Source organism: Enterobacter sp. DN, assembly GCF_046054285.1.
In the GTDB taxonomy this organism is placed as follows: domain Bacteria; phylum Pseudomonadota; class Gammaproteobacteria; order Enterobacterales; family Enterobacteriaceae; genus Enterobacter; species Enterobacter hormaechei_C.
In genome coordinates this window covers 258697-279807 of sequence record NZ_JBJJTG010000001.1, presented here as the reverse complement: position 1 = coordinate 279807, position 21111 = coordinate 258697, and the positions used below count along the sequence as shown (strand labels likewise).

Annotated in this window: 19 protein-coding genes; 13 read left to right on the top strand and 6 right to left on the bottom strand. The window is 56.4% G+C overall.

Annotation, left to right across the window (positions count from 1 at the left end; genetic code table 11):
* Window positions 1-223 precede the first annotated feature (223 nt).
* The 11 genes from ACJTMZ_RS01275 (at window position 224) to dsbG (ending at window position 13190) form a co-directional block, all read left to right on the top strand.
* On the top strand, window positions 224-1699 hold the full coding sequence (locus ACJTMZ_RS01275; RefSeq protein WP_252010603.1) for an alpha/beta fold hydrolase: 1476 nt from the start codon (window positions 224-226) through the stop codon (window positions 1697-1699).
* Window positions 1700-1786: 87 nt separating this feature from the next.
* Window positions 1787-2998, top strand: a complete 1212-nt coding sequence (locus ACJTMZ_RS01270; protein ID WP_017693396.1) for a diguanylate phosphodiesterase — start codon at window positions 1787-1789, stop codon at window positions 2996-2998.
* 88 nt (window positions 2999-3086) lie between these two features.
* Window positions 3087-3983 (top strand): aminoimidazole riboside kinase, encoded by an 897-nt coding sequence (locus tag ACJTMZ_RS01265; protein ID WP_252010602.1) that lies wholly within the window; start codon window positions 3087-3089, stop codon window positions 3981-3983.
* A 171-nt stretch (window positions 3984-4154) separates the two neighbouring features.
* Window positions 4155-5672: a carbohydrate porin gene (locus ACJTMZ_RS01260; RefSeq protein ID WP_023303760.1), complete on the top strand. Its 1518-nt coding sequence runs from the start codon at window positions 4155-4157 to the stop codon at window positions 5670-5672.
* Window positions 5673-5738: 66 nt separating this feature from the next.
* A complete protein-coding gene (locus ACJTMZ_RS01255) occupies window positions 5739-7109 on the top strand; it encodes a sucrose-specific PTS transporter subunit IIBC (RefSeq protein WP_003857085.1) in 1371 nt (456 codons plus the stop codon).
* Window positions 7109-8515, top strand: a complete 1407-nt coding sequence (locus tag ACJTMZ_RS01250) for a sucrose-6-phosphate hydrolase (RefSeq protein ID WP_252010600.1) — start codon at window positions 7109-7111, stop codon at window positions 8513-8515. The genes ACJTMZ_RS01255 and ACJTMZ_RS01250 overlap by 1 nt, the downstream gene beginning before the upstream one ends.
* A gap of 28 nt (window positions 8516-8543) precedes the next feature.
* Window positions 8544-9560, top strand: a complete 1017-nt coding sequence (locus ACJTMZ_RS01245) for a LacI family DNA-binding transcriptional regulator (RefSeq protein ID WP_017693400.1) — start codon at window positions 8544-8546, stop codon at window positions 9558-9560.
* Between the two features lie 95 nt (window positions 9561-9655).
* The gene (locus ACJTMZ_RS01240; protein WP_039270730.1) at window positions 9656-11206 is read left to right on the top strand and encodes a methyl-accepting chemotaxis protein; all 1551 of its coding nucleotides are present in this window, start codon (window positions 9656-9658) and stop codon (window positions 11204-11206) included.
* Window positions 11207-11395: 189 nt separating this feature from the next.
* A complete protein-coding gene (locus ACJTMZ_RS01235; protein ID WP_015570500.1) occupies window positions 11396-11809 on the top strand; it encodes a hypothetical protein in 414 nt (137 codons plus the stop codon).
* Between the two features lie 5 nt (window positions 11810-11814).
* Entirely contained in the window at window positions 11815-12372 is a 558-nt protein-coding gene (locus ACJTMZ_RS01230; protein ID WP_023296645.1) for an RNA polymerase sigma factor, read from the top strand.
* A gap of 41 nt (window positions 12373-12413) precedes the next feature.
* Window positions 12414-13190: a thiol:disulfide interchange protein DsbG gene (gene dsbG / locus ACJTMZ_RS01225; RefSeq protein ID WP_039270741.1), complete on the top strand. Its 777-nt coding sequence runs from the start codon at window positions 12414-12416 to the stop codon at window positions 13188-13190.
* A 38-nt stretch (window positions 13191-13228) separates the two neighbouring features.
* Here dsbG and ACJTMZ_RS01220 read toward each other — a convergent pair whose 3' ends face one another.
* The 3 genes from ACJTMZ_RS01220 to ACJTMZ_RS01210 form a co-directional block, all read right to left on the bottom strand.
* Complete coding sequence (locus tag ACJTMZ_RS01220) at window positions 13229-14518, bottom strand: glycoside hydrolase family 10 protein (RefSeq protein WP_045142147.1); 1290 nt, start codon at window positions 14516-14518, stop codon at window positions 13229-13231.
* Between the two features lie 7 nt (window positions 14519-14525).
* A complete protein-coding gene (locus ACJTMZ_RS01215; protein WP_003857097.1) occupies window positions 14526-14813 on the bottom strand; it encodes a VF530 family DNA-binding protein in 288 nt (95 codons plus the stop codon).
* A gap of 130 nt (window positions 14814-14943) precedes the next feature.
* Window positions 14944-16425, bottom strand: a complete 1482-nt coding sequence (locus ACJTMZ_RS01210) for a UbiD family decarboxylase (RefSeq protein WP_017382330.1) — start codon at window positions 16423-16425, stop codon at window positions 14944-14946.
* 111 nt (window positions 16426-16536) lie between these two features.
* Here ACJTMZ_RS01210 and ACJTMZ_RS01205 point away from each other — a divergent pair, with 111 nt between their 5' ends.
* Window positions 16537-17421: a LysR substrate-binding domain-containing protein gene (locus ACJTMZ_RS01205; protein WP_017382331.1), complete on the top strand. Its 885-nt coding sequence runs from the start codon at window positions 16537-16539 to the stop codon at window positions 17419-17421.
* Here ACJTMZ_RS01205 and ACJTMZ_RS01200 read toward each other — a convergent pair.
* Both ACJTMZ_RS01200 and ACJTMZ_RS01195 read right to left on the bottom strand, forming a co-directional pair.
* Window positions 17412-18335 carry a LysR family transcriptional regulator gene (locus ACJTMZ_RS01200; protein ID WP_045616478.1) on the bottom strand — a complete coding sequence of 308 codons (924 nt, stop codon included), beginning with the start codon at window positions 18333-18335 and terminating at the stop codon, window positions 17412-17414. The two genes, ACJTMZ_RS01205 and ACJTMZ_RS01200, sit on opposite strands and share 10 nt — an antisense overlap.
* Before the next feature lie 16 nt (window positions 18336-18351).
* On the bottom strand, window positions 18352-19233 hold the full coding sequence (locus ACJTMZ_RS01195) for a LysR substrate-binding domain-containing protein (protein ID WP_047056802.1): 882 nt from the start codon (window positions 19231-19233) through the stop codon (window positions 18352-18354).
* Window positions 19234-19342: 109 nt separating this feature from the next.
* On the opposite strand from ACJTMZ_RS01195, the gene ACJTMZ_RS01190 reads away from it, so the two are divergent.
* Window positions 19343-19927 carry a nuclear transport factor 2 family protein gene (locus ACJTMZ_RS01190; RefSeq protein ID WP_015570507.1) on the top strand — a complete coding sequence of 195 codons (585 nt, stop codon included), beginning with the start codon at window positions 19343-19345 and terminating at the stop codon, window positions 19925-19927.
* A gap of 117 nt (window positions 19928-20044) precedes the next feature.
* On the opposite strand, the gene ACJTMZ_RS01185 is transcribed toward ACJTMZ_RS01190, so the two are convergent.
* Window positions 20045-21022 carry an MBL fold metallo-hydrolase gene (locus tag ACJTMZ_RS01185; protein ID WP_017382334.1) on the bottom strand — a complete coding sequence of 326 codons (978 nt, stop codon included), beginning with the start codon at window positions 21020-21022 and terminating at the stop codon, window positions 20045-20047.
* Window positions 21023-21111 lie beyond the last annotated feature (89 nt).

The following is a 21111-nucleotide window of genomic DNA, read 5'->3' as shown; positions in this document are numbered from 1 at the left end:
CCGGATTAACAATGCAGGACGCGTGCCATGTTCACATTGCGGCGAAAACGCGCTGTGCAGCAAAGTTAATGCAATATTTGTTTAACAGATGCTCAACATTTGTGCAGCGTAGTTCACTTTTGGTGCAGTGTCCGGCCTGAGCGGTATCTATTTGGTGAATACGTCAGCCTCTTCACATTTTTTGGTAAGATGAACGCTCTGTGGATAAGGGAGGGAGCCTAACATGGCGAATTTGCCCTGGCGGGTCAGCGTGCGCCTGATGGCTCTCGCAAAAAAAATAGCGATGGTCATCGGGATCATTGTGCTCGTGCTGCTGGCGGTGCGGGTTTATCTTTCGCAGCAGGGGCCGGCCCTGCATCACTGGCACACCTGGCGGGCTGACGAAATGTCCGTGCAGGAGATGGATAACGCGACCTTCGCAGCGTATGTCGCGCGGGAAAACGCCATCTTCACCGCTCTCGACGCTGAGGTGACGGCGAAAGTCACCCCCGCAGAGCGCACGCCGCTGAACCGTTATTACCGCCAGAGCCTGGTATGGCCAGGACACTTTTCCCCGGATGCAAACCGGTCGTTCGTGCTGATGCCTGCCGGAAAGCCGCGCGGGGCGGTGGTATTGCTGCACGGTCTGACGGATTCGCCCTACAGCGTCAGGCATCTGGCAGAGAATTATCAAAAGCACGGCTTTGTGGCCGTAGTGCCTCGTTTGCCCGGACACGGCACGGCGCCGGGCGCGCTGACAGACGTTGACTGGGAGGCGTGGCTGGCGGCAACGCGCCTTGCGGTTCGTGAAGCAACACGCCTGACGGGGAACGATCTCCCCCTGCATCTGGTGGGCTACTCCAACGGTGGGGCGCTGGCGATGAAATACGCCCTCGACGCCCTTGATGCGCCTGAACTGCGTAAACCTCAGCAGATCGTGTTGCTCTCCCCGATGATTGGCGTCACGGCGTTTGCGCGCTTTGCCGGATTCGCCGGGCTACCGGCTATGTTACCGGCGTTTGCCAAAGCCGCGTGGCTCAACATTTCGCCGGAATATAATCCTTATAAATACAATTCGTTCCCGGTGAATGCGGCACGTCAGTCCTGGCTACTCACCCAGGCGCTGCATGAGCAGATAAATCGCGATGTTCATGATCACAAACTGGCGCAGCTCTCGCCGATACTTGCTTTCCAGTCGGTCATGGATTCAACGGTCAGTACCCGCGCCGTGGTCAGCGGGCTGTTTGACCAGCTTCCGGCAAACGGCAGCGAACTGGTAGTTTTTGATATCAACCAGGCCGGGAGTTTCCGTCCACTGTTCAGGCCATCATCCTGGACGGCGGTGGCTGACCTGCTGCCCGGGGCAAAAAGGCGTTACAGTGTCACAATTGTGACCAATGCCAGCCCCGACAGGTTTGATATGGTGGCAAAGACAACGCCAGCGGGTAGCACCCGGGAAACGGTGATGCCGCTGTCGGTCGCGTATCCGCAGGAGGTTTATTCCCTGTCGCATGTTGCTATTCCGTTCCCGCCTGATGACGATCTGTATGGCCGCCATCCTGAGGTGAAAAACCACTACGGTATCAGCCTGGGGACGATAGCCCTGTGGGGAGAAACATCGGTTCTGAGTGTCGGCAAAGATGCGCTGATGCGGGTGACGTCGAATCCGTTCTACGATTATATGCAGACGCGGATCGACAGCCGTATCGGGGAGAATTAAGCCCGACGTGGAATAGATTAGGTCACACCGGGGAACTGTGTTAAACAGTACCGTTCAGGCGTATACCCCATACCGGACCCCGTTTCTGTGCTGACAACTCTTATTTATCGAAGCCAGCTGAGCTTAACCTGCACCTCCGCAGCGTTAAGCGCGCTGGTCGAACAGGCCAGGATCCGTAATACGGAGCAGGGCATCTCAGGCATTCTTCTCTCCCGTGGACGTGACGTTCTGCAAATTCTCGAAGGCACGGAACAGCGCGTCGTCGCGCTTTTTAACACCATCCGTGCGGATGACCGGCATACCGGCGTGGTGGAGCTGATGCGCGATTACGGCCCGCGCAGACGTTTCGAAGACGTGGGAATGCTGCTGTTTGACCTGGACGTTCAGACCCCGAAAGCGGTTCTGGCGTCGGTTCTGCATTACAGCAAGCTGGAAAGCTATCTGACTTCTGAGGATCGGGTCTTCAAATTTATTCAGACCTTTATCACCGGCAAAACCGCTATCCCACCCGCTTCGGACTATGAGCCTGATAAATGGACGCTTTCGCGAGAGCGCGCGCCGTTTGGTAAAGGGTTAGGTCTGCTGGCGGGACAGCCCTGCCAGTTTGCGCTGCAACCCATTGTCGAGCCGTCCGAAGGCAAAATCAGTTCTCTCGAAGCGCTTATACGCGGAAACGACGGCGGCAGCCCGGAGCATTTCTTCCGTAGTCTCGATCGTGAACAGATTTACGAAGTCGACCTGCAAACCAAAGCCTGGACCTTTGCGCTGGCGCAAAAGCTCGGCATCGGCAGCCACAAACTGGCGGTGAACCTGCTGCCAATGTCGCTGGTTAACGTGCCGGGCGCGGTAGAGTTCCTGGTAACGCAGATCAAAAAGCACAATCTACAGCCAGAGCAGGTGATCATTGAAGTCACTGAGAACGAGATGATCTCTGGCTTCAACCAGTTTAACAGCGCCATTAAACAGCTGCGCGCGGAAGGGGTTGGGCTGGCGATAGATGATTTTGGTTCCGGCTACGCTGGTCTTTCACTGCTCACCCGGTTTCAGCCGGATAAGCTCAAAATCGACAGAGAGATCGTCAGCGATATCCACCTGAGCGGGCCCAAGCAGGCGATTGTGAAGTCGATAATCAGCTGCTGCACCGATCTGGAGATTACGCTGGTCGCAGAAGGCATTGAGAAGATAGAAGAGTGGTGCTGGCTTGAATCCGCCGGTATTCGCCGCTTCCAGGGCTTTTTGTTCGCCCGCCCGCAACTCAATGGCGTGGGTGATATTCACTGGCCCCATCGGGTGGGTTAAGCAAATTTTCCCTCGCCATATTTCCCCGACACCCTGCCTGTGCTTAAATAGCTAAACCGGTTTAACATGATTTAGCTAAGAAGGTGATATGGAGACGATCTGGGTACTTGGCGATGCAGTGGTGGATCTGTTGCCCGACGGAGAGGGCAAACTGCTGCAATGTCCTGGCGGCGCACCGGCCAATGTCGCGGTAGGGGTTGCGCGTCTGGGCGGCAGAAGCGCCTTTATAGGCCGGGTGGGCGACGACCCCTTCGGGCGTTTTATGCAAAAAAAGCTTGCGGATGAGCAGGTTAATACAAAATGGCTGCGCCTGGACCCGCAGCATCGCACCTCCACGGTGGTGGTGGATCTCGATAACGACGGTGAACGTTCCTTTACCTTTATGGTTCGCCCGAGCGCTGATTTATTCCTCGACTCTGCCGATCTCCCGCCATTCCGCGCCGGGGAGTGGCTGCACGTCTGCTCTATCGCGCTCAGCGCCGAACCCAGCCGTTCCGCGACGTTTCAGGCGATGTCCGCTATCAGAATGGCGGGGGGATTTGTCAGCTTTGACCCCAATATCCGCGCCGATCTCTGGCACGATGAAGTCGAGCTGCGTCAGTGTCTTGAGCGGGCATTAGCCTGTGCAGATGTGGTGAAAATCTCGGTGGAAGAACTGGCGTTCTTAACCGGAAATGCGCAGGTCCATGAAGGGCTGGCGGCGCTGATGCGCACCTGTCCGGCCAGGCTGGTGCTGGTGACGCAGGGAAAAGAGGGCGTCACCGCCTGGCAGAAAGGCGCGTTGACGCACTATCCTGCATCACCCGTGGAATGCATTGATACCACCGGCGCGGGGGATGCTTTCGTCGCCGGGCTGCTGTTCGGTCTGGCTCGTGATGGCCAGGCCCGTCTTTCAGAGGTCATCACGCTGGCGCAGCGCTGTGGGGCGCTGGCGACAACCGCAAAAGGGGCAATGACCGCGCTGCCTTATCATCACGAACTGTAATTCACCTCTCCAGGCCTCCGGTCGGCGGCCTGAATTGTCGCCTCGATCACACTTACTAAAACGGTTTAGCAAAAAACGTTGCCGATCCAAAATTCAACGGTTTAGTATCATCAGCCTAAACCGGTTTAGCAATTTAGCACTTTCACCGATAGTTATTAGGGATGCGACAAAATGTATAAAAAACGCAGACTTGCCGTGATGATAGGCATGCTGGCCGGGAGTACCTCTGTTTTTGCCCAGACGGATATGACACGTATCGAAGCGCGCCTGGCGGCGCTGGAGCAGCGTTTGCAGGAGGCGGAAACCCGCGCGCAGGTTGCTGAAAAGCGCGCAACGGCAGCGGAACAGAAAACACAGCAGCTGGTGGCTGCGCAGCAGGAAGCGCAAACCTCCACACAGGCGGTGGCGCAACGTACCACGGTGCTGGAAGAAAAAGCCGACCGGACAGGCGGTTTTGAATTTCACGGTTACGCCCGTTCCGGCCTGCTGATGAACGACGCGGCCTCCAGCAGCAAAAGCGGCCCTTATCTGACGCCCGCCGGGGAAACGGGCGGGGCCATCGGGCGTCTGGGGAACGAAGCGGATACCTACGTTGAGCTGAATGTTGAGCACAAACAGACGCTGGAGAATGGTGCGACGACGCGCTTTAAGGCGATGCTGGCCGACGGCCAGAAAACCTATAACGACTGGTCGGCAGACAGCAGCGACCTGAACATTCGTCAGGCCTTTGCCGAGCTGGGCAATTTGCCTGACTTTACCGGTGCGCTGAAGGGCAGTACCTTCTGGGCGGGTAAGCGTTTTGACCGCGACAACTTCGACATTCACTGGCTGGATTCCGACGTGGTGTTTCTCGCCGGGACCGGCGGCGGCGTCTACGACGTGAAGTGGAACGATACGCTGCGCAGTAACTTCTCCCTTTATGGCCGTAACTTCGGCAGCGAAGAGGAGATCGACAACAACGTTCAGAACTACATCCTCAGCATGAATCACTTCGCCGGGCCGGTGCAGATGATGGTCAGCGGCTTACGGGCAAAAGATAATGACGACCGTAAGGACAGCAACGGCGATCCGATTAAAACCGACGCGGCCAATAACGGGGTACATGCGCTGGTTGGTCTGCATAACGAGAGCTTCTACGGCCTGCGGGAAGGTTCCGCCAAAACGGCGCTGCTTTACGGCCACGGTCTGGGCGCCGAGGTGAAAAGCATTGGTTCAGACGGCGCGCTGCTGTCAGAAGCCGATACCTGGCGTTTTGCAAGTTACGGTGTCACGCCGCTGGGCGGTGGCTGGCACATTGCGCCCGCCGTGCTGGCGCAAAGCAGTAAGGACCGCTACGTGAAGGGCGACAGCTATGAGTGGGTCACGCTCAATACGCGTCTGATCAAAGAGGTGACCCAGAATTTCGCCCTCGCGTTCGAAGGCAGCTATCAGTACATGGATTTAAGCCCGGAAGGCTACAAGGATCGCAATGCGGTTAACGGTAGCTTCTACAAGCTGACCTTCGCCCCGACGTTAAAGGCGGGCAAAATTGGCGATTTCTTCAGCCGTCCGGAGCTGCGCCTGTTCGCCACCTGGATGGACTGGAGCAGCAAGCTGGATAACTACGCCAGCGATGACGCCTTTGGCAGCAGCGGCTTCAACGCGGGCGGGGAATGGAACTTTGGGGTGCAGATGGAAACCTGGTTTTAACCCTTCACGCTCCCGCATCGCGGGGGCGTTTCGAACACCATAAAAAGAGGTCAGGAAGAGGTATCTATGGATTTTAATCATATTGCGCGCGAGCTTATTCCGCTGCTCGGTGGCAAAGAGAACATTGCCAGCGCGGCACATTGCGCCACGCGCCTTCGTCTGGTGCTGGTCGATGATGCGCTTGCCGACCAGCAGGCTATCGGCAAGGTTGAAGGCGTGAAAGGCTGTTTTCGAAACGCCGGGCAGATGCAGGTGATCTTCGGCACCGGGGTGGTGAATAAGGTTTACGCCGCGTTTATTCAGGCGGCAGGGATTAGCGAGTCCAGTAAATCGGAAGCGGCGGATATTGCGGCCCGCAAGCTGAACCCGTTCCAGCGTATCGCGCGTCTGCTCTCCAACATCTTCGTGCCGATTATCCCGGCGATCGTGGCCTCGGGTCTGCTGATGGGCCTGCTGGGGATGGTTAAAACCTACGGCTGGGTTAATCCGGATAACGCGCTCTATATCATGCTGGATATGTGCAGCTCGGCGGCGTTTATTATTCTGCCGATCCTGATTGGCTTCACCGCCGCGCGGGAGTTTGGCGGCAACCCGTATCTGGGGGCAACGCTCGGCGGCATCCTGACTCATCCGGCGCTGACCAACGCCTGGGGCGTAGCATCCGGCTTCCACACCATGAACTTCTTCGGTCTTGAAATCGCCATGATTGGCTATCAGGGAACCGTCTTCCCGGTGCTGCTGGCGGTGTGGTTTATGAGCATTGTGGAAAAACAGCTGCGCCGGGCGATCCCGGATGCGTTAGATCTGATCCTGACGCCGTTCCTGACCGTCATTATCTCCGGCTTCATTGCGCTATTGATTATTGGCCCGGCGGGACGCGCGCTGGGCGACGGGATCTCCTTCATTCTTAGCACCCTGATTGCCCACGCGGGCTGGCTGGCCGGGCTGCTGTTTGGTGGGCTCTATTCGGTGATTGTCATTACCGGCATTCACCACAGCTTCCACGCCATTGAGGCCGGGCTGCTGGGTAATCCGTCGATTGGCGTTAACTTCCTGCTGCCGATCTGGGCGATGGCGAACGTGGCGCAGGGCGGGGCGTGTCTGGCGGTGTGGTTCAAAACCCGCGATGCCAAAATCAAAGCCATTACCTTACCGTCGGCGTTTTCCGCGATGCTGGGCATCACCGAAGCGGCAATTTTTGGCATCAACCTGCGTTTTGTGAAGCCGTTTATCGCGGCGCTGATCGGTGGTGCGGCGGGCGGTGCCTGGGTGGTGTCGGTGCATGTCTACATGACCGCCGTTGGCCTGACGGCGCTTCCCGGCATGGCGATTGTCCAGGCCAGCTCGCTGCTCAACTATATAATCGGCATGGTGATTGCCTTTGGCGTGGCGTTCACCGTCTCTCTGCTGCTGAAATATAAAACGGACTCTGAATAATGACCTTATCTTCCCGCTGGCCTGCCGTGTTGCAGGCCGTTATGCAAGGCCAGCCGCGTGCGCTGGCGGACAGCCACTATCCGCAGTGGCATCCCGCACCGGTGACAGGGCTGATGAACGATCCGAACGGGTTTATCTGGTTTGCCGGGCGCTACCATCTGTTTTATCAGTGGAACCCGCTGGGCTGCGATCATCGCTACAAGTGTTGGGGGCACTGGAGCTCAGCAGATCTGGTGCACTGGCAGCACGAGCCAATGGCGCTGATGCCTGACGAAGAGTATGACCGCAATGGCTGTTACTCCGGCAGCGCCGTGGATAACAACGGCGTGCTGACCCTGTGCTATACCGGCAACGTTAAGTTTGACGATGGCGGCCGCACCGCCTGGCAGTGTCTGGCGGTGCAAAATGACGATGGCACGTTTGCCAAACTGGGACCTGTGTTGCCCCTGCCGGACGGGTACACCGGGCACGTCCGCGATCCGAAAGTATGGTGGCATGACGGGCTGTGGTACATGGTGCTCGGCGCGCAGGATCGACAGCAGCGCGGCAAGGTGCTGCTGTTTACGTCAGCCGATTTACACATCTGGGCGTCCTGCGGCGAAATCGCCGGTCACGGCGTCAACGGACTCACGGACGCGGGCTATATGTGGGAGTGCCCGGATCTGTTTGAGCTTGATGGCACACACGTCTTGATCTGCTGCCCGCAGGGGCTGGCGCGCGAACCGCATCGCTATCTCAACACCTATCCGGCCGTCTGGATGAGTGGGGCATTTGATTATCAAACGCCTGCATTTGCGCACGGCGAGCTGCATGAGCTTGACGCCGGTTTCGAATTTTACGCGCCGCAAACCACGGTGGCAGAAGATGGCCGCCGCATCCTCATCGGCTGGATGGGCGTGCCGGACGGCGAAGAGATGCTCCAGCCTACGCGGGCGCACGGCTGGATCCACCAGATGACCTGTCCTCGCGAGCTGCGCTACCGCGACGGTAAGCTCTGGCAAACCCCGGTTCGTGAGCTGGAAACGCTGCGCGAGGATGAACATCACTGGCAGGGACGCGCCAGCGATGCCCCGGTGCTGGCGGGAACGCGTCTTGAGTTCGAACTGAGCGCATCGAGCGTGAACGTGGATTTTGCCGGCGCGTTGCGGCTGATTGTGGATGATGAGGGGATCCGTCTGGAACGCGCCAGTCTGAAAACCACAGACACGCTGACCCGCTACTGGCAGGGCAATGTTCATCATTTACGCGTGCTGTGCGACTGTTCCAGCGTCGAAATTTTCATCAATCACGGTGAAGGCGTCATGAGCAGCCGCTATTTTCCTGACCATCCGGCCCAGGTACGCTTCGAAGGTGCGTCCGATATCACATTACGCTACTGGTCGCTGCGCAGCTGCATGATAGAATAGAGGTTTTGGCAGCCGGATCTAAGTCGTTGTGAGAAAAACAAAACGCGTCACCATTAAAGATATCGCGGAGCTCGCGGGGGTATCAAAAGCCACCGCCAGCCTGGTTCTGAACGGCCGCAGCAAAGAGCTTCGGGTGGCGGAGGAGACACGCGAGCGTGTGCTGGCGATTGCCAAAGAACATCATTATCAGCCCAGCATTCACGCCCGTTCGCTGCGGGACAACCGCAGCCACACCATTGGTCTGGTGGTGCCGGAAATCACCAACTACGGGTTTGCCGTTTTTTCTCATGAGCTGGAGACCCTCTGCCGCGAGGCGGGTGTTCAGCTGCTGATCTCCTGTAGCGATGAAAATCCGGGCCAGGAGACGGTGGTGGTCAATAACATGGTGGCCCGTCAGGTGGACGGGCTGATTGTCGCCTCCAGCATGCTCAACGACGCCGACTATCAAAAGCTGAGCGAACAGTTGCCCGTTGTGCTTTTTGATCGTCATATGAACGACAGTTCTCTGCCGCTGGTTCTCACCGATTCAATTACCCCAACCGCCACACTGGTGGCCGACATCGCGCGCCAGCATCCGGATGAGTTCTACTTCCTCGGCGGCCAGCCGCGGCTTTCCCCGACGCGTGACCGTCTTGAAGGGTTTAAGCAGGGGCTGCGTGACGCTGGCGTCGAGTTACGTCCGGAGTGGATCATTCATGGTAATTACCATCCGAGCTCCGGCTACGAAATGTTTGCCGAGCTTTGCGCACGCCTGGGCCGCCCGCCAAAAGCCCTTTTTACCGCCGCCTGCGGTCTGCTGGAAGGGGTGTTGCGCTATATGGGGCAACATAATCTGCTGCAAAGCGATATGCGTTTGGCCAGCTTTGACGATCACTATCTCTATGATTCTCTGACCATTCCTGTCGATACCGTTCGTCAGGATAACCGCCAGCTCGCCTGGCACTGCTTTGATCTGATTGGCAAACTGATTGAAGGGGAAACGCCGGAGCCGATCCAGCGTAAGCTGGATGCCACCCTGCAACGGCGATACAAGGCCGTAGAGTGACAGGGTAACGTCTGAGGGTGACATCAATAACTTTAATTAATTAAAGATTGGATTCAGCCGATAACCAAAGGGAAATTATATCCCTGAGGTGTGTTATGTCGTTGAAAAAATCATCCCTGATTATCCTGTTTTCCCTGCTTTTCTTCTTTGTGGCCAGCACTATCACCAGCGTTGGGCTCATCATTAAAAGTAATACTTCGCTGGATAATGTGAACAAAGAAATTCAGGTGGTTCTGTCCATTATTGATCCCATTAACCACAGCCGAACCCTGCGGGTCAGGGTTATGGAGTATGTGAAAATGGTGGAAGCGGGGGACGCTACCGATCTGTCTGCGAAACTGGCCTCGGTTAAAGAGGCGCTGACCAAAGCCGATAGTGCATTTTCGGCGTTTATGGCCTCGCCGCGTTTGCCGGACGAAGCCCCGCTGGTCACTGCCTACCAGGAGGCGTGGCAAAACTACCGTAACCAGGGACTGGCGCCTCTCATCGCCGCTGCCGCTGCTCACGATGTGTCGCGGTTCAACGCTCTTATTCCCGTGGTGTCTCAACTCGATCGCCAATATGAAATTGTGCTCGATCAGGTTCTCTCCGTTCACCAGAAGTACGCCAAAACGCTGAACGAGGATGCGAGCCATAATTTCGTGTCGGGTCTGGTTATTATCGCCTGCATTGCGGTGCTGTTCGTGGTGGTGATCTTCGCCGTCAGCCTGCTGATGAAACGCGTGGTCTTTGCGCCGGTGAACCTGGCGCGCGAGCACTGTCGCCAGATTGCGGCCGGGAAGCTGGACGTACCGGTACCGATCAAGCGTGATTCCGGGAATGAAATCAATCACCTGATGTCCTCGATGGAGCAGATGCGCCAGGCGCTGCTCTCCACCATTTCTCAGGTGCGCGATGCCAGCCACACTGTGACGCATGCGGCGCAGGAAATTGCCTCCGGCAATATCGACCTGGCCTCCCGTACCGAGCAACAGGCTTCGGCCCTGACCCAGACGGCCGCCAGCATGGAAGAGCTGAGCGCGACGGTGGCGAATAACACCGACAACGTTTTCCAGGCCGGTAAGCTGGTGCAGGATGCCGTGAAAAATGCCCATACCGGTGAAGCGGTAACCCGTGAAGTCATCGAAACGATGAATACTATCGCGTCCAATTCGAAGCGTATTGAGGACATCACCAGCGTCATCAACAGCATTGCTTTCCAGACTAATATTCTGGCGCTAAACGCGGCCGTTGAAGCGGCGCGTGCTGGCGCGCAGGGGCGAGGATTTGCCGTGGTAGCAAGTGAAGTGCGCACCCTGGCACAAAAAAGCGCGGTGGCGGCGAAAGATATCGAAAGCCTTATCGCCCAGTCTGTTTCCAGCGTGAAAAACGGTGCACAACTGGTGAATCGTTCGGGAGAGGTGATTGATTCTATTATCAGCTCTGTGAATAAAGTGCATACGCTGATGGAACAGATTTCGGTTGCCTCAGAAGAGCAGAGCCGCGGGATTGGTCAGGTTGGGCAGGCCGTAACGGAGATGGACGGTGTGACCCAGCAGAACGCAGCGCTGGTGCAGCAATCCGCCGCCGCCGCGGCCTCGCTGGAGGAGCAGGCGCAGCAGCTTTCCCAGAGTATCTCGAGCTTTAGTTTGCCTGCTACGGCGTGATGTTCAGAGAGGCTCCTGGGGGAGCCTTTTTGATGTCTGCATGTAGCCGCTGCACAATCTCCTTCAGCCATTACTGTTATCCGTACAAAGCCGCTATCACATAAATTTTATCTTTCCCCGGCAATATTTCTGTTCCTCATCCGTCTACCTCATCAGAGACCATAATCATTCAACATAAACGAGGTACACATGAGAAATTTTGATATGCACGGAAAAGGTCACGGGCGTGGTTTGGGCCGCCATCGTATGGGTAAGGGCATCGTGATTGGCGCAGTCCTGTTCGTGGTGCTTGGCCTGCTGGTCATGTCCCTGTGGAACGCGTTGCTCCCGGCCATCCTGGGGGTTAAAGCCATTGGCTTCTGGCAGGCGCTGGGGATCCTGCTGCTGAGCCGCATTCTTTTCGGTGGGCTGGGTTTCCGTCCTGGTATGTTCGGTGCGCACCGCCGTATGCACGAACAATGGATGAATATGAGCCCCGAACAACGTGAGGCCTTCATTCAGCAGCGTCGGGCGGGATTTGGGCGCCACGGTCATTGCCGGTGGCACGATGGCCGGGATGAAAAGCGAGACGATAACGGTGCGAAAGCGCCGGAAGCCGAGTGAGCGATATGAAAGCCGGTGAGGCGGGGGAATCATTACTGATCTCGGCACTCAATGCCTGCCGCGCGCGGCTAAAAGCCTTCATTCGCGGACGGACTGCGGTTCGTGATGATGTCGATGATATTCTTCAGGAAGTGACCTGGCAGTTGATGAAAGTGGAACAACCGGTCGAGAACGTCGCCGCCTGGCTGTTTCGCGCCGCACGAAATGAGATGATCGACCGGGCGCGAAAAAAGCACGAGGTTTCACTGCCGGGGTACCTGACAGCAGATGACGAAGACTTTCCTGAGCAGGAGATTGCAGAAACGTTATTCGGCGTACCGCAAACGCCGGAGGAGGAGTATCTCAACATGCTGCTATGGGAGGAGTTGGGGCAAGCCCTGTCGGAACTGCCGCCACCTCAGCGCGAGGTGTTTGAAAAAACGGAATTTGAGGGCTACAGCATGAAGATGCTGGCAGAGGAAACAGGCGACAGTGTGCAGGCGTTATTATCCCGCAAACACAAAGCCGTGCGATTTTTGCGTAGTCGCCTCAAGGATATTTATGAAGCGTTGACAGGACAATAAACTTCGACCACTCTGAAAAACAATATCTTAGAGGGGTCGTTATGCTTCAACGGTTAGCAAAGAAAAAGGTGCTGTTACTCTCTGCTCTGATGGTTTCAGGGCTGGTCAGGGCAGAGGAGTCGCTTCCGGATGTGGTGAAGCACTTCAGTGAACAGCAGGACATCAAAATCATCAAGAAAATTGACGCTCCCGGCGGCGCGCCAGCGTGGCTGGGGAAATATCAGGACATGGGCGTGACGCTCTTTCTGACCCCTGACGGAAAGCACGTCGTGTCTGGTTATCTTTATGATGAGAAAGGAACCAACCTCAGCGAGGCCTTTTTCCAGAAAGAGATCTACGCCCCGATGGGCCGCGAGATGTGGAAAAAGCTCGATGCGGCGCATCCCCTGAAAGAGGGCGCGGAGAGTGCCCCGCGCAAAGTCTTCGTCTTTGCCGACCCGTTCTGCCCGTACTGCAAGCAGTTCTGGGCTGAAGCGCAGCCGTGGGTGAAGGCTGGCAAGGTTCAGCTCAATACGCTGCTGGTTGCATTTCTTAACCCGAACAGCGGGCGTAACGCCTCCGCGATCCTGAATGCGAAAGATCCGGTGTCGGCCTGGAAAACGTACGAGCTGTCCGGCGGGAAAAAGCTGCCGAAACCTGAAGCTGCGGCTTCCCGGGAAACCGTTGAGATCCTGCAAAATCACCAGACGCTAATGGACAGTCTCGGCGCGAATGCCACACCGGCTATTTATTACCTGAATGAGCAAAACGAACTGCAACAGGTCGTGGGTATGCCAGACGCAAAACAGCTTGAGGCGATGTTCGGGCCGAAGCCGTAAAAGAAAGGCAGAAACAGAACGTTTCTGCCTTTTTTCAGTCAATTACCCCAGCGTCCCCGGAGGTAATTTACCGCCTCCTGCGTCTGCGGCTGGTTAAGATAGTCTTCACGGAACAGGATGGTGCCCTTAACGTCTGGCAGTGAATCGTTGAGGTCGAGCTGTTTTTTCAGCTCCGGTACGCCGCCGTTCACCGTCCAGTCCGGTTCGTTTCTGGAAGGCGCGCCCACTTTGTAGAACGCGATCCCGATATACAGGCGGGTATGGGTCGGTTTCACCACGTCAGCCCACCATTTTGTCAGCACATCGTAACGTGCCGCGTCGCGGGCGAAGGGCCAGTAGATCTGCGGCGCAATGTAATCCAGTAAACCCTGCTGTACCCATTTGCGCGTGTCAGCGTAGGATTCATCATAGGCTGCGGCACCGCGCGTGTCCGAGCCTGCCGGGTCGAAGGAGCGATTGCGCCAGACCCCCGCCGGGCTAACGCCAAATTCGATCTCAGGTTTAGCCTGCTTGATCGCCCTTGAAACCTGCACAATCAACTGCTGCGTATTGTGTCGACGCCAGTCCGCTTTTGACGCAAATCCTTCGCCATAGCGCCTGAAGGTCCAGGCATCATTCAGGGTGGACCCCGGCGTCTCGGTGTAAAAATAGTCATCGAACTGAACGCCGTCGACAGGGTAGTGATTTACCACTTCCATCACCACCTGGGTTATCCAGTCCCGCACGTCGGGAATGCCCGGGTCGAGAACAAAACGATCCCCCGAGGTGCGGATCCACTCCGGATGCTGGACGTACACGCTGGAAGGATGAAGCGACGAGGTGCGGTTAAGCGCGGCGATGGTCGACGGCTTCGTGTTGGTGGAAACGCGGTACGGGTTAAACCAGGCATGAACCTTCATCCCGCGCTTGTGCGCTTCATCCAGCATAAACTGAAGCGGATCGTAACCGGGATCTTCCCCGATAGTCCCCGTCAGGGTATCTGACCAGGGCAGTATTTTAGAGGCCCACAGCGCCGTACTGTCCGGTTTTACCTGAAAGAAGACGGTGTTGATCCCAAGTTTTTTCAGCTTATCGAGCTTGTCCGTCAGCGCCCGCTGTTGCTGGGCGATACGCTGGTCCGCGCTACGGCCATTCACCGATGACACAGGAGGCCAGTCGAGACGGGAGACGGTCGCCAGCCAGATCCCGCGCATGGGTTCGTTAGTCTGCTGTAGAGGTTTCGCCTGCGGCAGCGGGGTAACGAGTGATTTGGGTGGTTTGGAAGTGCAACTTACCAGTAAAAGCGCGCAGCCAAGCAGCGCGCCAGTCCGTTTTACGTGTCGCATCATTTGCGTGTTAGCTCCTGGGTGTCCGGCTATCCGTCCAGGGATTAAACGCCGGTTCGTCCTGTTCCCCGTTACCGTCATCGTGAAGAGAGTCGAGGTAGAGGGCTTCAACTTCCGCCCGCGCCCATGGGGTGCGGCGCAGGAACTTCAGACTCGATTTAACACTCGGGTCCTTGCGAAAACAGTTGATTTTGATTCGGTTGCCCAGTTCATTCCAGCCATATCGCGCAACCAGCGCGTTAACCTGCATTTCGAGCGTTACGCCATGCAAAGGATCGTTGGAAACATGTGCTGTCATAGGCGTCCGGTAGTCTCATTTTTTATGGGGATGTGATAAACGCTCAAAGGTTACAAGAAAGCAGGGGACGCGGCAATTTCAGCGTGAGGTTCTTCACCCGTGAAGGGTGAAGAAGATTTTCCGGTTAACGCTATTTTTTAAACAGTTCAGGCGCCCATGGCGTCGGGTCTACCTCCATAAAGGGCGCACGCTCAAAGCGGGACTTAAGCGCCCAGGGCACCGTACAGTCGAAAATCGTTTTGCAGGTGATCCCGTTGCCACGAATGGAGGGGCTGTAGTCCGGGGCCTGAGACGGATCGAGCTGGTGTCCGCGGATCCCCGGCAGATGGGTGATGCTGACATCGCCCTGCATACGGGTGGTCATCGCCCACAGGATGTCGTCGCTGTCGAAAATATCCACATCTTCGTCGACGAGAATAATGTTTTTAAGCTCGGAATAGGTGGCTAACGCGATGAGTGCCGCCTGACCCTGACGCCCTTCGTCAGAGGGCTGGCGTTTTTTCACCTGCAATACGCCAAGAAACTTGCCGCCGCCAGCGGTATGCGCATAGACGTTTTGCAGAAAACCGGGGATGGCTTCTTCCACCGCATTACGAATGCTGGCCTCCGTTGGCAAACCGGCCAGCGTGGTGTGCTCCTCGCCCGGTCCTACCAGGGTTTGCAGGATCGCCTGATGACGCATCGTGACGGCCTTCACTTTGATTACCGGTAAGGAGGGGTTAGCTTCCCCGCAGTAGCCGGGAAATTCCGGCATCGCGTGCCCGGTGTGGGTATGCTGATCTTCTTCTACACGCACGCCCGGCAGCAGTTCGCCTTCGATGATAATTTCCGCACGCGCTATCGCTTTTTCATTTACGGCCACACCCTGCACCAGCTCGACGGGGGTCTGACGTAACGCGCCGGCGACACCCAGCTCGTTGTAGCCGAAGGGCGTGGTAGGGGCTTCGAAACAGGCGCCAATATAGATAGCGGGATCGAGACCCATATTGATCGTGACCGGCAACGGTTTGCCCGCCTCCTCGGCTTTCTTACGGAACACTTCAATATGGCGGCCTGCGGCAAGGAACATGGAGAGCTCATCGCGCTCCTGCACGCAGAGACGGTGAATAGTGACATCGGTCAGTGAGGCATCTTCCGGATCACTTGCCAGCACCAGCCCCAGACAGAAGAACGGACCGGCATCTATCGGCGTGTTGGTCGGTGCCGGAAGCAATTTACGCAGATCGAAGTCCGGATCGTCGGCATAAAACACCTGTTCCTGACACGGCGCCTGTGCCGCCGGAACCACAACGGGAGCAATCGGGTTTTTCACGGCCTGGCCGACATGTTTTGCCAGTTCAGAGGGCTCGCAGCCCAACAGGAGCGCCGCCCGCTCGCGGCTGGCGTGCATTCCGACCAGAATACGCGAGTCGGGATATCCCTTAATAGCGTTAAACATCATCGCCGGGCCAATGCGCGTCGGACGTTTTACCGTGCCGCCAGCACCAATATGCCGGTACACACCCGCCAGCTCCGCGTCAGGATCGACCGGATGGCTGGTTTCAAGGTATTGACCTTCATGGCGTTTGAGCAGTTCGATAGCACTTCTGAGATCGTTGATGTGGTTTTTCATATTTCCCTCCTCGGATGAAGGCTTCCATTCTTAACCGGACGAAGAGGGCTATCAATTGCATCATTTATGCTATTTTAATATGAATTTTATTATCAATAATAAAGGCATGGTATGCAGTTTCGACTGATGCGCAATTTTATCGTGGTGGCGGAAGAGCTTCACATGCATCGGGCGGCGGAGCGCCTTAACATGGCGCAGCCAGCGCTGAGCCAGCAGATAAAAACGCTTGAAGATCGTCTTGGGGTCTTGCTCTTTAGCAGGGCGAATCGTCGCCTGACGCTGACGCCAGCCGGTGAGGCATTTCTCAGTAAAGCCAGAGTCGCGATTTTAATGACCGATCAGGCGATTCTGGATGCCAGACAGACGGCCAGAGGGGAACAGGGCGTGCTGAATCTCGGATGTGTTTCAAGTGCGATATTCGACAGTAAGCTACCCGCCGCGCTGCGGCTTTTACATGAGAAATGGCCCGCCATCAGCCTTTCCATGATGACGGGTAACGTGCAAACCCTTTATACCGGCGTGCAAAGCAACCAGCTGGATGTGGCCATTATTCGTGCCCCATTACCGCTATTGCCTGACGATCTGCAAAGCCGTCCATTTACAACGGAAAAGGCCGTGCTGGCCTTACCTCGTCAACACAGCCTGGCGGGCTCCGCCGCGCTGACGCTTGCGTCGGTGAAAGAGGAGAAGTGGATCGCCCTGCGCGACCCGGAGGGGATGGGGCTGGAGCAATATTTCTATGATGCCTGCCACAGCGCGGGCATACAGCCTGACGTTGTGCAAAATGCCACCGATGTCCCCACGGTGATAAGTCTCGTCTCGGCAGGGTTTGGCATCGCCATGCTGCCGGCTTCAGCGAAGGCGATATGCGTACAAAACGTCGTCTTTGTGGATATTCTTGACCGACTCCGGGAGAGCGAGCTGACGCTGGTTTGCCACCGGATTATTCGCTCTGAGGTCCTGAAAAAATTGATGAGCATCCTCGATCATACCTGACGTCCGGCGGCCTGAAGAAGCTGTTCTCGCAGCCAGCGGTTAGCCGGATCCTGGCTGTTTTTCGGGTGCCAGTACATACCGATGACGATCGGCGGGAGATCCAGCGGCGGCGGAAAAATATCAAGCGTTTGCGTGAACCGTAGCAACATGCGTCTGGGTAGGGTGCAGAGCAAATCGGTACCGGCAACAATCGCAGGCGCCATCGCATAGCTTTGCGTCGACATCACCACGTTACGCTGGTGGCCAAGCCCCGCCAGATGCTGATCGACAAAGCCTGCGAACGGGTCGCCCTCGGATGAAACCACCAGGTGGGAAAGGCTACAATAGCTTTCCAGATCCATCGGTCCCGTACCGCGCGGATGGCCTTTTCGCTGGGCGGTGGCATATTCATCGTCAAACAGCTTGCGTCTGACCCATGCATCGTGCGCCCCCGCATTAACGCCGACATAAATATCCACATCGCCATTTTCCATCTGCGCTGGCAGCAGCGGGGTTTCGGGAAGCGCAAAACGCAGACGGATGCCTGGTGCTGCGCTGCTAATCTGATTCTGCAACTCTGCCCCCAGCATCAGCGCCGGGTTCTCGTGCAGGGCAATCACAAAGGTGCGGTTGCTGTTCTGCGCGTTGAACGTGGTGGGTTCAAGCATCGCCGATATACCCTGCAAAACCGTCGCGACCTGCGGCCTTAACGCCTCGGCGCGCGGCGTAGGTAACACCCCACGTCCGTGTGGGGAAGGGATAAACAGCGGCTCATTGAACAGGACGCGCAGGCGCGCAAGGCGGGCAGACATCGCCGGCTGGCTGATGCCCAGCCGCGCGGCCGCATGGGTGATATTCTGATCCCTGAGTAACGCATCCAGCGTCAGGATCAGGTCCATATCCATATCGGAGGAGGGCATCTTATTGTGCGTCATAGCTTGCTGCCGTTGTTCAACAGGGAAGGTTAGCCATTGCCAGAAAAGCAGTCACTGCATTACCTGGCTCCTGCATGCGGCTGATCATGACCAGATTTGCGGTCAGCACCTGAGCATTCAGGTTGCGGTAAATCAGTCCGGGTATTTGCACCTGTTGCAGGGGGGCGGGAACCAGCGCCAGACCGAGCCCGGCTGCGGCAAATGCCAGAACGCTTAGCGTACTGCTTGAACGATGTGCCACGCAAAAACCATCCCCGAGCTGCTGCGCCAGCAGCACAGTCAGATTTTCATTGGCGTCATGCGCGTCGTACAGGACCAGGGGATGACCGGCGAGCATTTCAACGGAGAGGTGCGGATGGATGGCTAAGGGATGATCGTCACACATTGCGATTATCATCTCCCAATTTCCGGTTTTCTGCACCCTGATCTGCGGATCGGCTGTCGTACTGTTATCCGGTGTATAACCGACATCAATATGCCCTGCGAGGATCGCAGCTACCTGTTTCTGGGGAGCGATTTCCTGAATGGTGACTTCTGCATCCGGATGGGTTTTACGGAAGCGACGTACATCGGTAATCATTTTGCCACTAAAAATGGCGTTACCGGCAAAACCGACCCGTACACGCCCTGTCTCTCCCCGTATCGCACGCTGGACTGCCAGACGCGTGTGTTCCATCTGTTCCAGCATCAGTCTGGCTTCGCTGAGAAGAAGCGATCCGGCCTCAGTAAGTTCCACACGACGGCTGGTGCGGATAAACAGCGGACCGCCTAACTCGGTTTCAAGGGCTTTAATCTGCATGCTGAGCGCAGGCTGAACAATATTGAGTCGCTCAGCCGCGCGTCCAAAATGCTCTTCTTCTGCAACAGCCAAAAAATAGCGTAAGTGCCGGAGTTCCATTGCCACCCTGATTCATCATTAAAAATGATTGTTTAGTAAAATATATATATTTGAGTATAAACCGCTTCACGGCCAAACTGAACGCATCAACTCAAACAGGAACCAAACAATGCAAACTCACCAACTGCAAGACCGTCAGGATCTTAACGACCTCATGAATGGCTGGATGCACCGCGACCTGGGCGAATGGGAGCAGCTGCGTAATCTTTTTCATCCGGACGGCACAATCGAAATTACCTGGTTCGAAGGGCTCGCGAGCGATTTTGTCGAGGGTTCCATGCGTATGGGCGCTTCAGATTTGCGCACAAAACATATGATTGGCTCGCCCGTCGTCACTTTTAACGACCGCGGCGACAAAGCGATTCTTGAAACCAATGCGATGATCATCGCTGAAAATATAAAACTTAATATTGGATGCGAATGCCACAATCGTTTCTACGATCTGGCAGAAAAGAGAGAGGGCGTATGGAAGCTGTTCCATCGTCAGAGCATCTACGACATGGGTATTTTCACCTTTCCGCTGGGCCCGGTTGAGATTGATTCAAAAATTGCTGCCAACTATCCGCGGGAATATGCCGCGCTAGCTTATCTGCTGGAACAAAGCGGTTTTCCCCTCGGCCGCGTATTTGCCACGCGTGACAGTGAACTAGAAGCGAATATGAAAGCGAACGCAAAAAAATGGCTGGCTGTCTGACAGGTTGAGCGCAGGGCCGAACAGATTTCGCCGGCTGGTTAATACCCGGCCGCGGGGCCCTGGGCGTGAGATAGCGGTCCCAGGCTGAAATATTTAGCCTGGGACGCAGAGACTCTCTTATTGGGCGTCCCGGTTGGTATAGGTCACCGGAACCCACGCGTAGCCTTCCCGCTCACCTTTCTTCACATACCCGATCCCGGGGAAAGGCAGATGTGGCGCCGCAATCAGATCTTTGTTTTTCACAAACTCAGCGAACGCTGCGTTGCGTACCCGGGCGGCTCCGTCCTGATCCTCATCGTAAGCAATCGTCACGTTGGGCTGTGGGAACTGAACCGCGGCAACGTGAATGATGTCGCCGACAAAGGTAATTTTTTCACCTTTGCTCTCCAGCGTGTAGAACGCGGACCCTGGGGTGTGGCCCGGGTGAACCGTACCGCTGATGCCCGGCAGAAGCTGTTCCGTCCCGGAGAAAGTCTTCACTTTTCCGGCATCCAGATAGGGCTTTAAGGTCTTGTGCGCGACGTCGAAGTAGTTCTGGTCATAGCCAGATTTTTTCTGGTTCTCGTCGTTAAAGAAGAAATCGATATCCGGTTTGCCGACATACACCTGTGCGCGGGTAAATACGCGCTGACCGTCTTTGACCAGGCCGCCTGCATGATCGGAGTGCGCGTGGGTGATCAGGATATCGGTGATGTCCTGCGGCCTGATACCCTGCGTCGCCAGGCTTTCAATCAGCCGCCCGCCTTTGCCGGGGCCAAAGAGCTGACCGGAGCCGGTGTCCACCAGAATTTTGTGGCCGGGCATAGCGATATAGAACGCGTTAATCGATGCTTCCACCGGATTGGCCTGGAAGTTTTTGGCCAGTAACGCATCGGTATTTTCCGCCGTCGTCCGGCGCAGTAAGGCGTGCAGGTCCTGCGGCACGCTGCCGTCCGTAAAGGCGGTGACAATCGTATCGCCAACCTGAACGCTGTAGCCGCCGGCCTGCTGTTTCACCACATGCTGCGGAACGCTGGCCACCGCGTGGATCGCGGGAAAGAATAAAACCGAACCGGTCAACAGGGTTGATAACGCAAGTTTTTTCACAGTAAACATGATGGGCTCCTCAATAGTAAGTTCATCATAGTTCAACTGAGATTTTTGAGAACAGCAGGGAAGTGAATGTGACCTATCCATGAAATGGA